Origin of the sequence: Sphingomonas kyeonggiensis (assembly GCF_014196745.1) — a bacterium.
Lineage (GTDB): Bacteria > Pseudomonadota > Alphaproteobacteria > Sphingomonadales > Sphingomonadaceae > Sphingomonas > Sphingomonas kyeonggiensis.
Genome location: NZ_JACIEH010000003.1, coordinates 283,413 through 296,855 on the forward strand (window position 1 = coordinate 283,413; position 13,443 = coordinate 296,855).

The 13,443-nt window shown below is 66.8% G+C and carries 12 protein-coding genes; 4 read left to right on the plus strand and 8 right to left on the minus strand.

From position 1 onward, the window contains the following. Positions 1–35 precede the first annotated feature (35 nt). Positions 36–443 (plus strand): VOC family protein, encoded by a 408-nt coding sequence (locus GGR46_RS16445; protein ID WP_183999117.1) that lies wholly within the window; start codon positions 36–38, stop codon positions 441–443. Between the two features lie 181 nt (positions 444–624). Here the strand turns inward: GGR46_RS16445 and hisN are convergent, their stop codons facing one another. Then, positions 625–1,434: a histidinol-phosphatase gene (hisN, locus tag GGR46_RS16450; RefSeq protein WP_183999118.1), complete on the minus strand. Its 810-nt coding sequence runs from the start codon at positions 1,432–1,434 to the stop codon at positions 625–627. A gap of 66 nt (positions 1,435–1,500) precedes the next feature. On the opposite strand from hisN, the gene GGR46_RS16455 reads away from it, so the two are divergent. From GGR46_RS16455 to GGR46_RS16465, 3 genes are all read left to right on the plus strand, one after another. Further along, the gene (locus GGR46_RS16455; protein ID WP_183999119.1) at positions 1,501–2,571 is read left to right on the plus strand and encodes a phospholipase A; all 1,071 of its coding nucleotides are present in this window, start codon (positions 1,501–1,503) and stop codon (positions 2,569–2,571) included. 29 nt (positions 2,572–2,600) lie between these two features. After that, positions 2,601–3,149: a peroxiredoxin gene (locus tag GGR46_RS16460; RefSeq protein ID WP_183999120.1), complete on the plus strand. Its 549-nt coding sequence runs from the start codon at positions 2,601–2,603 to the stop codon at positions 3,147–3,149. 198 nt (positions 3,150–3,347) lie between these two features. Then, positions 3,348–4,283, plus strand: coding sequence for a GGDEF domain-containing protein (locus tag GGR46_RS16465; RefSeq protein ID WP_343058206.1), 936 nt, complete (start codon positions 3,348–3,350; stop codon positions 4,281–4,283). A gap of 642 nt (positions 4,284–4,925) precedes the next feature. Here the strand turns inward: GGR46_RS16465 and GGR46_RS16470 are convergent. The 7 genes from GGR46_RS16470 to gltB all read right to left on the minus strand — a co-directional run bounded on the left by GGR46_RS16470 (position 4,926) and on the right by gltB (position 13,437). Then, on the minus strand, positions 4,926–6,086 hold the full coding sequence (locus tag GGR46_RS16470; RefSeq protein ID WP_183999121.1) for an alpha/beta hydrolase: 1,161 nt from the start codon (positions 6,084–6,086) through the stop codon (positions 4,926–4,928). 75 nt (positions 6,087–6,161) lie between these two features. Then, positions 6,162–6,776 (minus strand): YbhB/YbcL family Raf kinase inhibitor-like protein, encoded by a 615-nt coding sequence (locus tag GGR46_RS16475; RefSeq protein ID WP_183999122.1) that lies wholly within the window; start codon positions 6,774–6,776, stop codon positions 6,162–6,164. 73 nt (positions 6,777–6,849) lie between these two features. Then, complete coding sequence (locus tag GGR46_RS16480) at positions 6,850–7,269, minus strand: DUF4279 domain-containing protein (protein WP_183999123.1); 420 nt, start codon at positions 7,267–7,269, stop codon at positions 6,850–6,852. Beyond that, positions 7,269–7,940: a glutathione S-transferase family protein gene (locus tag GGR46_RS16485; protein WP_183999124.1), complete on the minus strand. Its 672-nt coding sequence runs from the start codon at positions 7,938–7,940 to the stop codon at positions 7,269–7,271. The genes GGR46_RS16480 and GGR46_RS16485 overlap by 1 nt, the downstream gene beginning before the upstream one ends. Before the next feature lie 69 nt (positions 7,941–8,009). Beyond that, a complete protein-coding gene (locus tag GGR46_RS16490; protein ID WP_183999125.1) occupies positions 8,010–8,435 on the minus strand; it encodes a hypothetical protein in 426 nt (141 codons plus the stop codon). Between the two features lie 104 nt (positions 8,436–8,539). Further along, on the minus strand, positions 8,540–8,926 hold the full coding sequence (locus tag GGR46_RS16495; protein ID WP_183999126.1) for a hypothetical protein: 387 nt from the start codon (positions 8,924–8,926) through the stop codon (positions 8,540–8,542). Positions 8,927–8,928: 2 nt separating this feature from the next. After that, positions 8,929–13,437 carry a glutamate synthase large subunit gene (gene gltB, locus GGR46_RS16500; RefSeq protein ID WP_183999127.1) on the minus strand — a complete coding sequence of 1,503 codons (4,509 nt, stop codon included), beginning with the start codon at positions 13,435–13,437 and terminating at the stop codon, positions 8,929–8,931. Between the last annotated feature and the right edge of the window lie 6 nt (positions 13,438–13,443).

Genomic DNA, 13,443 nt, shown 5'->3' on the forward strand with positions numbered 1-13,443 from the left:
TAGATTCGCGACAACCGACTCGAAGGAGCAGGAACATGGCCGGACAGGAAGGACCCAAGGGTGGCGTCACCGCGCATCTCACCGTGCGCGAGGGCAAGGCGGGCGAGGCGATCGCCTTCTACAAGGCAGCCTTTGCCGCCGAGGAGCTTGCGCGCCACCTCGCCGAGGACGGCAAGCGGCTGATGCATGCGCACCTGCTGGTCAATGGCGGCCATCTGATGCTCAACGACGATTTCCCCGAATGGACCGGCGGCATTGCTCCGCCTGCGGGCGTGACGCTTCATCTCCAGGTCGACGATCCCGATGCCTGGTGGCAGCGCGCGCTCGATGCCGGAGCCGTCGTCCGCCTGCCGCTCGACAACCAGTTCTGGGGCGATCGCTACGGCCAGGTCGACGATCCCTATGGCTTCACCTGGTCGATCGGCGCGCCGGTAAAGGAATAGGCCCCCCGGCCTCTTCTCGGCCAGGGGATCCGATCCTTGCAATGTAGGATTTCGCCTGCTCCATACTGGCGGATGCAGGCCATTGCTTCCTTCCCCGTCGATCGCACCCGCGCCGGGAACCCGTGCGGAGGGGAAGAACCGGGGCCCCGTAGTATAAACTTAGTAAACTTCCGCGCCGTGCTCAGTGCCCGTGGTCATGGCCCTGCCCATGGCCGCCGCGGCAGGCCAGCGCCTCGAGGATGTCGTCGATTCGCGCCGGGTCGCCGGCCGCGATCACTTCGCCGTTGCTGCCGGCGTGCAGCGGATCGCCCTGCCAGTCGCACATCCGCCCGCCTGCGCCCTCGACGATCGGTACCAGCGCGGCGAAGTCGTGGAGCTTGAGTCCGGCCTCGACCACCACGTCGAGCCAGCCGCTCGCCACGCAGCCATAATTGTAGCAGTCGCCGCCCAGCACCACGCTCATCACCGAAGCGTCGAGATGCTCGAAGGCATGGAGCTGGTCGTCGCCGAACAGCGCCGGGCTGGTGGTGGCGAGGACCGCCTGGTTGAGCTCGCGGCAGCGGCGCGTCTCGGCGGGCTTGCCGTTGAACAGGGTCGGCCGGCCGGCAACGCCCAGCCAGCGCTCCTTGGTCACGGGTTGGTCGATGATGCCGAGCAGCGGCCAGCCTTCCTCGACCAGTGCGATCAGCGTGCCGAAGATCGGGCGGCCGGCGATGAAGGCGCGGGTGCCGTCAATCGGGTCGAGCACCCAGATACGCCCGCTCGTGCCTTCGCGCACGCCGAACTCCTCGCCCTGGATGCCGTCCATCGGCCGCTCGGCGATGATCAGCTTGCGCATCGCCTCTTCGGCGGCGCGGTCGGCGAGCGTGACCGGGGACTGGTCCTCCTTGGCCTCGAGCCCATGCTCCGAGCGGAAATAGGGAAGGATCGCGGCGCCTGCCGCATCGGCAAGGCGTTCGGCGAGGGCGATGTCTGCGGCGGTTACTGGCATGGTGCCTGCCCTAGACTTCAGATTCTGACTCGCCAAGGTCACAAACCCCTGCCACTCCACGCGCCAATGTCCACGCGCCGCCTGCTGATCCCTGCCGCGCTGCTCGCCGCCACGCCCGCTGCGGCGCAGAGCCTGCGCGCCGTCCCCGCCCAACCCGCCTCCGAGACCGAGGCGCTGCGCGGCGTGGAGGTGTTCCTGGTCAACGAGGGTGAGGTGCCGGTCACCGATGCCGGTCCGCGCCAGATCGAGATCACCGCGGTCGATGGGACCCGGCTGGTGCTGGAGCGTGCGCCCGGGCCCCTGCCCACCGTCGCCCCGCACGGCTTCGCCAAGGCGCGCTACGTGCCGGTCAGCGTCGCCGGTCGCGCCGTGCCGCCGTCCGAGCAGCATGCCGCCGCCGCCGATATCCCCGAGGGCGAGACGGTGGTGCAGAGCTCGACCGGCAGCTCGGCCGCCTTCGCCGACCGGTTCGAAGCGCACGAGCCGATCTATGGCGCGTTCGGATTGAAGGATGCCGGTGGCAAGCTGCAGGTGAGCTTCGCCTTCCGCCCGTTCGCCGAGAAGGCGCCGCTCAAGCTCGGCAACCTCCGCTTCGCCTATACCCAGACGATGTTCTGGGCTTTGAACCAGCCCTCGGGCCCGTTCCGCTCGACCAATTACAGCCCCGAAATCTATGCCGATATCCCGTTCGACGAGACCACCAAGGTCGCGCTCGGCTATCGTCATGATTCGAACGGGCGCGGCGAACTCGATTCGGTGGACCTCAACCGGGTCTATCTGCGCGCCGAGAAGACGTTCGACCTCGGCGGCGACTGGCATGTCGATATCGCGCCCCAGGCCTGGTTCTATGTCGGCCGGCTCGGCACCGCGCCCGATGTGAAGGACTATTTCGGCTATACCAGCCTCACCGCGGCGATCGGCCAGCGCGACGGGCTCAAGCTGTCGCTCACCGGCCGCGGCAATTTCGATACGGGCAAGGGCGCGGCGGAATTGTTCGTCTCCTACCCCCTCGCGCGGATTGCCAAGGGTGTGGGCTTCTATATCTTCGGCCAGGCCTTCACCGGCTATGGCGAGGCACTGGACGACTATCGCAAGAACGACACCCATGCCCGGATCGGCATCGCACTGACGCGATAGGCCGGGTAGAGGATTCAAGGAGGATCGCCATGCGCAAACTGCTGATCGCCACCGCCGCTGTTCTGTCGCTCGCCGTGCCGGCCACCGCCGCGCTCAACACCGGCCAGGTCGCCCCCGATTTCACCGCGCCGGGCGCGATGGCGGGCAAGCCGTTCACGGTGAACCTCAAGGCCGCGCTCAAGAAGGGCCCGGTCGTCCTCTATTTCTTCCCCGCCGCCTTCACCGAGGGCTGCAATGCGGAGGCCCATGCGTTCGCCGAGGCGCTGCCCGATTTCCAGAAGGCCGGCGCCAGCGTGATCGGCATGACCGCGGGCAATATCGACAAGCTCGAAGCCTTCTCGGCCGAGAAGTGCGCGGGCAAGTTCGCCGTCGCCGCCGCCAGCCCCGAGATCGTCAAGGGCTATGACGTGCAGCTGACCAAGCCGGACGGCACCGCCACCAAGATCACCAGCCGGACCTCCTATGTGATCGCGCCGAACGGCAAGATCATCTTCGCCCATTCGGACATGAGCCCGGCGGGCCATATCCGGCTCTCGCTCGAGGCGGTGCAGAAGTACAAGGCTGCCCACAAGCACTGATATTTTCAGAACTCCGCAGGCTTTGCTCACCGGATGTTAGCAGTTGCGCCCTAATTTGCCCGGCGAGACGGTGTTGAGGGACATCGTCTGGCCAATTTGGGTGAGGCAGTGAAGCAGATGGTCGCGGCCAAGGCCGTCCGGGCAGCAAGCGGTTCTCAGGCCGCACGTGACCTGTACGACCGAATCGGAGAATTTCTGGTGGACCAGCGGCTGGATCCCGATCCGGCCAATTATGCGTTCGCCTATCAGCTCCTCGCCAATCCCGACGGTCCGCTGGCCCGCGCGGTGCACGCGCTGACCGATGGCGGCGTGCGGCTGACCCGGCGCGACATCGAGAGCCTGGGTTGCGACGCGCCGGCCGCCGGTACGCCGACCGCCACGATCGAGAAGGCCCAGGGCCTGGTCGCCCAGACCCAGATGCAGGTCGAGGGCTTCCAGGACATGGTCACCGCGATGCGCGCCGAGACCAAGGATTTCGGCCGCGACCTTGCCGCCAGCGCGCAGGCGATGCGCACTTCGGGGGGCGACGGGAACGAGATCAGCCGGATCACCGCGACGATGCTCGAGCGGGTCCGCAATGCCGAGGAGCGGCTCGAAAGCGCCAATCGCGAGGCCAATGAGCTGCGCACCAAGCTCGAGGAAGCCCGCGACAATGCCCGCAAGGATCCGCTGACCGGCCTGCCCAACCGCCGCGCCTTCGAGGAAGCCTATGCCGCCCAGGCCGCGGCTGGTGCGAAGATCTGCATGGCGGTGTGCGACGTCGATCACTTCAAGTCGGTCAACGACCGCTTCGGCCACGTCGTCGGCGACCGCGTGCTCAAGGCGCTCGGCGAGGCGCTGTCGGACACCTGCAAGAACCATCTCGTCGCGCGCTATGGCGGCGAGGAGTTCGTCGTGCTGTTCACCGGGCTCGACCTCAAGGGCGCCCGCGAAGTGCTCGACCGTGCCCGCCTCGCCGTTTCCGCAAAGCGCTACCGCCTGCGCGAGACCGATGCGCCGCTCGGCGAGATAACCTTCTCCGCCGGCCTCAGCCCGGCCCAGCATGGCGAAGTGTTCGGCACCGTGTTCCATCGGGCCGACCAGCTTTGCTACGCCGCCAAGAATGGCGGCCGGAACTGCGTCCGCATCGACTGACCGGAATCGGACACTGACTGTCCGCCTTTGATTGGGAAAATACACCATAGCTTGGTGTGAAATTTCCCAACCACACGTAACTTTCTAACGCGCCTCCAGTAAAATCAAGTACTTAGAAAACTGGCACGCTCCCTGCAATTCATCTGGCATCGGCAGCCGGGTGGTCCGGCAGCCGAACACAGACAGGGAGTTACTCAAATGGCCGTCCGTATCAGCTCGTTCCAGCACAGCGTTGCCGTCATCGGCGCAGTCGTCCTCAGCTATGGCATCCTGCTCTTCTCGTCCTCCGCCTTCCCGGTCGCATGATCGCCGGCGGAACCGACGGAAGGGAGAGGATAAGCATGACACGTAGCCTGATGATCGGTGTGGCATCATTCGCCTTCACCGCAATGACGATCGCCACGGTCGGCCTGCAGGGTTTCAGCCACTTCGGCTGAACCCCTGCCGAGCCGCCCGGCGGCGGCCTCCAATGGCGGACCTCGGCGCGCCCACACAGGTTTCCCGGATATCCCAGGAGGATATGATGAGCGAAACCGCCGGGATGATCCACGAAGACGCGCTACCCGGACGGGAGAGCGCGCGCGTTTCGAAGCCGGACTGGCATCTTCCATCTCTGCGCGCATGACGACGCAGCGAAGACCGCTATTGCGCCGGGCAGGGTCTCCACCCCGGTGAGGGCACCAGCTTGAACGGGTGGAATACGCCCGGCTTCAATATGCCTTCGTCCTCGAGCATCGCCGTGAACGCTTCGTGCCGCGCATAGCGGCGGAAGGCGTGGAACGGCTCGGGTTCGCGGAAGCCGTAGCCCAACATGCCGCAATAGCCGCCCTCCGCTTGGATCGCCTCGCCCAGCTCCGGCTTCAGCCCGAAATCGGTGGGGTTGAACCTGCCGCTCAGCCCGATGAACTTGTCCAGCACCGGATCGCCGCGATTGACCGTGTAGCGCAGGCTCGCAAGCTGCGGCCCCAGGTCGCGCAGCTTAGCGCAGGGCTGGCCTCGATCGATCGCCGTCTGTTGCGACTGGTCGCAGAAGTCGATCCGCCCGATCGCCGGTGCCAGCATCAGTGCGTGTATGCGGTTGTGCCGGTCGGGCAGTGGCGGCGGGGTGAGCAACGCGGAATAATCGCCCTGCCAGGCCGCGGTGACCTTCCGCGTCCTGGCGATGAAGCCGGGATGATAGACCGGATTGCCCAGCGCACTCAGGATCACCGAAGCGCCGCGGCTGTGGCTGATCAGGTAGATCTGCTTGCCCTGGATCCTTGCCAGCACCCGGCGCAGGCCGCGCGATCCGGCGAGCTGGCTGGTCGCGGTGGCGTGGAACCAGATCTTGCCGGCGCCGAGCAGCTTGCCGGTGAGCCCGTCCCAGTTGAAGCGGATCACGCCGTCGTCCGGCCCGAGATCGAGCTGCGCCTCGATCGTGTCATAGGGGGGCTCGCTGTCGTCGATCGCGCTGTTGAAGCCGTGGATCAGCACGAAGATCCGCTTCTTGCCGCGCGCGAACGCCTCGATATCGGCGAGCTGCCGCGCTTCCTCGCGGGCGATCAGCGAATCGAGCCCGGGCTTGCCCACTGCCTCGTTGAGCAGGCTGTCCGCCTTCAGCTTCTTGCCATCGGCATAGCTGCGCCAGCCATCGGGGTAGAAGGTGCCGTTCATGTCGACGAACAGCTCTGCCCGTCGCGCCGCCGCCGGATCGAGGTTGGCCGGGGCGAGGAATCGCTCGCTGACCGGATAGGAATGCGCCCAGCAGCCGCCGAGCAGGACGGCGAGCGCCAATGCAAATGTTCGCGCGAACCGTTTCCGCATGATGCTCCCCGCCAGGCGAGCATCAGGTGGCAGGCGCCCGCCGGCGGGGCAAGCGCCTTTCGAACCGGGCCGAGATCAGGCGGTGGCGCCCGCTCCGATCGTGCCGGTTGGCGCTTCCTCGCCGCGGGAATAGGTGCCGATGAGCAGGCCGGCAGCGATTACCCGGCCCTCCATTTCGCGCAGCACCGCGCCGCGGCCCGGATTCTCGCCCGGGTCCTCGCCTTCGCTCAGCGCGAAGATCTGGAACGCGTAATTGTGCTCGCCATGGCCATTGGGCGGATCGGGCGGCAGCCAACCTTCGACGAATCGGCTGTTGCGGCCGACATCCTCGCCGTCCGCGTCGCCTTCGCCATCGGGCGCGATCTCGCCTTCCTTGAGATCGCCTTCGAGCGGCAGGCCCCATATGATCGCATGCACCACCGGCTGCGGGGTTGGCGCATCGGCGTCCTCGACGATCAGCACCAGCCGCGACGTGCCTTCGGGCACGCCGGTCCAGAAAAGCGGTGGCGACACGCCCTCGCCATCGGCGGTAAAGCGCTCGGGCAACCGCGCGCCATTCGCAAAGGCAGGGCTGGCGAGATGGATCACGCCCTCGGCGGCGAGCTCGGGCCGGACGATCGCCAACTTGTCGGCGCCGGCGCGAAAGGGGCTCAGCGCCTTGCCGAGCCAATGGGGGAGATGTTCGAGCATAAGCGCTCCGCTGGCCGGCCGATCGGGATGATCAGGCCTTTGCCGGAAAAGCGCATGACGGCGCCGGGTAGTTTCATTCGGCCGTGTCTTCGGGAGCATAGATGTCGAGATCGAGGTACAATCCGCGTTCGGCGAGCGCGGCGATCGTATCGGCCTCTAACTTCAGCCCGTCATTCCCGCTGCCGAGAAACGCACCCGCAAAGATTCTGCCACCGAAACGCTTGGAGAAACCGCGCCAGACGCCGAAATCCCGAGTCAACGGCTCCAGCAACGCGCGTATCTGACCGTCGAGGTCGCCAGGCGAACAGCGATCCGCCTCGATACGCCACGAACCCGTCGGGGCAATCTTCTCGGCGCCGAGCGACGTACGCCAAATACCTCTCTTCCGCACACCCACTGTCGGAGCGCTGCCTAGTCCTGCAGTCAGCTCTTCGGGATCGAGATCGTCACCGTAGAAGCCAAGCAGCGCGGCAGTCTCTCGCAACTCCCCCATTAAAGGTCGAGCTTCTCGTAGTCGGCGGGGGGCGGAATGCCTTCCATCCGCTCGCTTAGCAGCGGGCGGAAGCTCGGGCGGCTCTTCATCCGGACGTACCAGCCCTTGGCCTGCTCATGGCTCTTCCAGTCGATCCCGCCGAGATAGTCGGCGATCGAGATCTGCGCGGCCGCGGCGAGATCGGCCAGGCTCATCGTCGGGCCGGCCAGCCAGGTGCGGTGATCGAGCAGATAATCGATGTAGTCGAGATGGTTGACTGCCGCCTTCATCGCGGTGCGCAGCGCCTGGCCGTCGGGCGACTGCTTGTAGACGATGCGCTTCAGCATGCGTTCGTGGAGCAGGGGTGCGGTGATCTCGGCATAGAAATTGGTGTCGAACCAGATCGTCAGGCGGCGGATCTCGGCACGATCGGTCGCCGTGCCGTTGAGCATCGGCGCCTTGTTCACCGTCTCCTCGAAGAACTCGCAGATCACCGAGGAATCGATCAGGGTCACGCCGCGCTCGGTATCGGCCATCACCGGCACCTGCCCGGTGGGGTTCAGGTCGAGGAATTCGTCGCGCCGCAGCCAGGGCGATTCCCGCACCGGCTCATAGCCGACGCCCTTCTCGGCCAGCAGCAGCCGGACCTTGCGCGAGAAGGGACAGAGGGGGAATTGATAAAGCTGCCACATGAGGCCGCTTTAGGACTCGCCGCGCGCCCGCGTAAAGCGATTGCCGACCGGCTGGTCGATAAAAGCCGCTTATTTGGGGTCGAGCGCGCCGCGCAGTGGCTGAAGCGCCGCGCGCAGGCGTGCGGCGGTCTCGGCGAGCGAGTCCTGCATCTGGAGCGCCCCCTCGGTCAGCTTGCCGGCGACCACGACGGCACTGCGCGCGTTCTTGTGGAAATTCCGGTCGAAGTCCGGATCGCGGCGGCGCTGGATGTCGCCCAGCGTCTCGTTCTCGTCGACCGTCGGATCCACATAATGGGCGACCGGGCCGACGCGGGTGTCGAGCACGATGCCGGCCAGGTTGGTCAGCATCGCGGCCGCCCCTTCCTGCACCATCGGGTTGTTGAGCGCGCGGGCGAGCGCCTCGGTCCTGTCGCGGGTGCTCGGTTCCGGCTGGGTCTGGGCAAGCGCCGGCGTGGCGGCGGCGCAGAACAGGGCGGCGGTGAGGACGAGACGCATGACAGGCTCCGGAGTCGGATCGGATAGCGGTGCCTTATATCACAGATAGTTGGCGCTTGCGGAGCCCATTGCGACGAGCCGTTCTCTTCCCCCGGAAGGTGGAATCAGAAAGCGGTGCCACAGGAATCGGCGGTCAGTACCCATTCGGACTGCCCTAGGCTGTTTTCCTTGCGCGTCAGGCGAACCGGGTCACCGCGGCGGCATCGTCCGATCAGGTGTCTATCACCCGTGAACCGCTGTACGCCGCCGCCCGGCATCGTGACGTCGATCGCCGCTATCGGACCATTTGCGAGAGTGTACTTGCCCCCCGAAGGTAGGCCCTGCCGCAGATCGAAGATGGTGCCTGTCGCCACGACGGCCGTGGTGCCGGGGCGCGGGAGCTTCTCCCAGGCCCACCAGCAGGCGAGTGCCACGACGACGAGCAACAGCAAGGCGGCGGCCCAGTCGCGCCGATACTCCCAAAGGAGGAATCGGACGAACCGGGCCGGCATCCCTACTCTGCCGCCACGGCCTCGACCGCGTCGTCGTTGAGTGGCATCGGCAGGCGCGTCAGCATTTCCTTCGGCACCACCTGCCAGAAGCTGCCGATCGCGCGGTCCCAGTCCTCGAGCAGGCCGGCGGCCCATTTGCTGTCGGTCGCGGCGACATGGGCCTCGACCAGGTCGCGCAGCTTGGCTTCCCAATGCGGCGTGGCGGGGCGCTGCCAGACGATGCTCTCCGGATTGGCGCGCTGCTCGAAGCTGCCGTCCTCGTCATAGACGAAGGCCATGCCGCCGGTCATGCCCGCGCCGAAGTTCATGCCGACCTGGCCGAGCAGCACCGCAGTGCCGCCGGTCATGTACTCGCAGCCATTGGCGCCGCAGCCCTCGACCACCACTTCGGCGCCCGAGTTGCGTACCGCGAAGCGCTCGCCCGCCTGGCCGGCGGCGAACAGCCGGCCCGAGGTGGCGCCGTAGAGTACGGTGTTGCCGATGATCGTGTTCTTCCACGATTCGACCGGCGAGCTGACCAGCGGTCGCACCACGATGATGCCGCCCGACAGGCCCTTGCCGACATAGTCGTTGCTGTCGCCGAACACTTCCAGCGTCACGCCCTTGCACAGGAAGGCACCGAGCGATTGGCCGGCCGAGCCGCGCAGGCGGACATGGACATGGCCGTCGGCGAGCGTCGACATGCCGTAGAGGCGGGTGATCTCGGACGAGAGCCGGGTGCCGACCGCGCGGTGAGTGTTCCGCACATTATAGGTCAGCTGCATCTTCTCGCGGCGCGCGAAGACCGGGGCTGCGTCCTTGATCATCTGCGCATCGAGGCTGTCGGGCACTTCGTTGCGGAAGGTCGACAGGCTGAAGCGGCGCTCGGCGTCGTCCGCATCGACCTTGGCGAGGATCGGATTGAGATCGAGATCGTCGAGATGCTCGGCGCCGCGGCTGACCTGGCGGAGCAGCTCGGTGCGGCCGATCACTTCGTCCAGGCTGCGGAAGCCGAGCTTGGCGAGGATCTCGCGGACTTCCTCGGCGATGAAGGTCATCAGGTTGATGACCTTTTCCGGCGTGCCGACGAACTTCTGGCGCAGCTTCTCGTCCTGGGTGCAGACGCCGACCGGGCAGGTGTTCGAATGGCACTGGCGAACCATGATGCAGCCCATCGCGACGAGGCTGAGCGTGCCGATGCCATATTCCTCGGCACCGAGGATCGCGGCGACGACGATGTCGCGCCCGGTCTTGAGGCCGCCATCGGTGCGCAGCTTCACCCGGCCGCGCAGGCCGTTGAGCGTCAGCGTCTGGTTGACTTCGGTCAGGCCCATTTCCCAGGGCGTGCCGGCGTACTTGACCGACGTCTGCGGGCTAGCGCCGGTGCCGCCGACATGGCCGGCGACCAGGATGACGTCCGCATGCGCCTTGGCCACACCGGCGGCGACCGTGCCGATGCCCGCCGAGCTGACCAGCTTCACGCACACCCGCGCCCGCGGGTTGATCATCTTCAGATCGTAGATGAGCTGCGCCAGGTCCTCGATCGAATAGATGTCGTGGTGCGGCGGCGGCGAGATCAGGGTGACCCCCGGCGTCGCGTGACGCAGCTTGGCGATGAACTCGGTGACCTTGAAGCCAGGCAGCTGGCCGCCCTCGCCGGGCTTGGCGCCCTGGGCGACCTTGATCTCGATCTCGTCACAGGCGTTGAGATATTCGGCGGTGACGCCGAACCGGCCCGAGGCGATCTGCTTGATCGTCGAGTTGGCGTTGTCGCCATTCTCGTACGGCGTGTAGCGCAGCTTGTCCTCGCCGCCCTCGCCCGACACTGCCTTGGCACCGATGCGGTTCATCGCGATCGCCAGCGTCTCGTGCGCCTCGGGCGAGAGCGCGCCGAGCGACATGCCCGGGGTGACGAAGCGCTTGCGGATCTCGGTGATCGCCTCGACCTGGTCGATCTGGATCCCTTCGTTCGGGAAGTTGAACTCGAGCAGGTCGCGCAGATAGACCGGCGGCAGATCGCGCACGCCGCGCGAGAAGGCCATGTAGGACGAGTAGCTGTCGGTCGACACCGCGGTCTGCAGCAGGTGCATCAGCTGCGCCGAATAGGCATGGGTCTCGCCGCCGTGGCGCTGGCGATAGAAGCCGCCGATCGGCAGCGTCGCGACGCCGCGGTCATAGGCCGCCTGGTGGCGCATCATCGCCGAGAGGTGGAGCGAGGCATAGCCTTCACCCGAGATCTTGGCGGGCATGCCGGGGAACAGGTCGTTGACCAGTGCGCGCGACAGGCCGACGGCCTCGAAGTTGTAGCCGCCACGATAGGAGGAGATCACCGCGATCCCCATCTTCGACATGATCTTGAGCAGGCCCTCGTCGATCGCCTTGCGGTGGCGCTTGAGGCACTCCTCGATGCTGATCTCGCCGAACAGGCCACGGCTGTGGCGATCGGCGATCGAGGCCTCGGTCAGATAGGCGTTCACCGTGGTCGCGCCGACGCCGATCAGCACCGCGTAGTAATGCGTGTCGAGGCACTCGGCCGAGCGGACATTGACCGAGGCGTAGCTGCGCAGGCCGCGGCGGACGAGATGCGTGTGCACCGCCGCTGCCGCCAGCACGCCGGCGATCGCCGCGCGGCCCTCCGAGACATGCTCGTCGGTGAGGAACAGTTCGGTGCAGCCGGCGCGGACCGCCTGCTCGGCCTCGTAGCGAATGCGCTTGATCGCCTCGCGCAGATCCTCCGGCGTGCCGCCGGCGGCGAAGGTGCAGTCGATCTCGGCAGACTGGCTGCCGAAATGGGCGCGCAGCCGGTCCCAGTCGCCATTGGTCAGCACCGGGCTCTCGAGCACGAGCACCTTGGAGCCGCCACCCTCGGTATCGAGGATGTTGGCGAGATTCCCGAAGCGTGTCTTGAGCGTCATCACCTGGCGTTCGCGCAGGGAGTCGATCGGCGGGTTGGTGACCTGGCTGAAGTTCTGGCGGAAGAACTGGCTGATCAGGCGCGGCTTGTCCGAGATGACGGCGAGCGGCGTGTCGTCGCCCATCGAGCCGATCGCTTCCTTGGCGGTCTCGACCATCGGGGCGAGGATCAGCTCCATGTCCTCGAGCGTCTGCCCCGCCGCGACCTGGCGGCGCGTGAGGTCGGCACGCTCGAAGCGGAGCGACGGGGCTGCGGGCGCGGGCAGCTCCTCGACGGTGATGAACTCGCCGATCATCCCGGCATAATCGTGCTCGCCGGCGATCTGGTCCTTGATCGCCTTGTCGCAGAGCAGCACGCCCTGGTCGAGATCGACGGCGATCATCTGGCCCGGGCCCATCCGGCCCTTGGCGATGACGGTCGATTCGGGGATCTGGACCATGCCGGTCTCGGAGCCGACGATCAGCAGGCCGTCCGAGGTCTGGGTGTAGCGCAACGGGCGCAGCGCATTGCGGTCGACGCCGGCGACTGCCCAGCGGCCATCGGTCATCGCCAGCGCGGCGGGGCCGTCCCACGGCTCCATCACCGAGGCGAGATACTTGTACATCTCCAGATGCTTGGCGGGCGTGTGCTCGTCCCAGGCCTCCGGCACCAGCATCAGCTTGGCGGTGGGCGCGTCGCGGCCCGAACGGCAGATCGCCTCGAACACGGCGTCGAGCGCGGCGGTGTCCGACGCGCCGGCAGGGATCACCGGCTTGATGTCTTCCGAGCGCTCGCCGAACGCGATGCTGGCCATCTTGATCTCGTGGCTGAGCATCCAGTTCTTGTTGCCGCGGATCGTGTTGATCTCGCCGTTATGGGCCAGGCAGCGGAAGGGCTGGGCCAGCCACCATTGCGGGAAGGTGTTGGTCGAATAGCGCTGGTGGAAGATCGCCACGCGGCTGGTGAAGCGCTCGTCCTTGAGGTCGGGATAGAAGTCCGACAGCGATTCCGCGAGGAACAGGCCCTTGTAGATGATCGAGCGGGTCGACAGCGAGCAGATGTAGAAGCCGCTGATCTGCGCGGCGATCACCGCCTTCTCGATGCGGCGGCGGACGAGATAGAGTTCCTTCTCGAACTCGGCGGCATCCATCGCGTCCGGCTGCGGGCCGGCGATCATGATCTGCTCGATCTCGGGCCGCGTCGCCTGCGCCTTCATGCCGATGACCGACACGTCGACCGGCACCTGGCGCCAGCCATAGATGGTATAGCCCGCCTCGATGATCTCGGACTCGACGATCGTGCGGCACGCCTCCTGGGCGCCGAGGTCGGTACGCGGCAGGAAGACCATGCCGACGGCGAGGCGGTTCGGCAGCACGCGGTGGCCGCCGGCGGCGATCGCGTCGTCGAAGAAGCGCACGGGCAGGTCGACGTGCAGGCCGGCGCCGTCGCCGGTCTTGCCGTCCGCGTCCACCGCGCCGCGGTGCCACACTGCCTTCAGCGCATCGATCGCCGACTGGACGACGCGGCGCGAAGGCTGGCCGTCGGTCGCGGCGACCATGCCGACGCCGCAGGCATCGCCCTCGAACTCGGGACGGTACATGCCCTCGCGGGCCATCCGTTCGCGTTCGTCCAACTGCATCTCAAC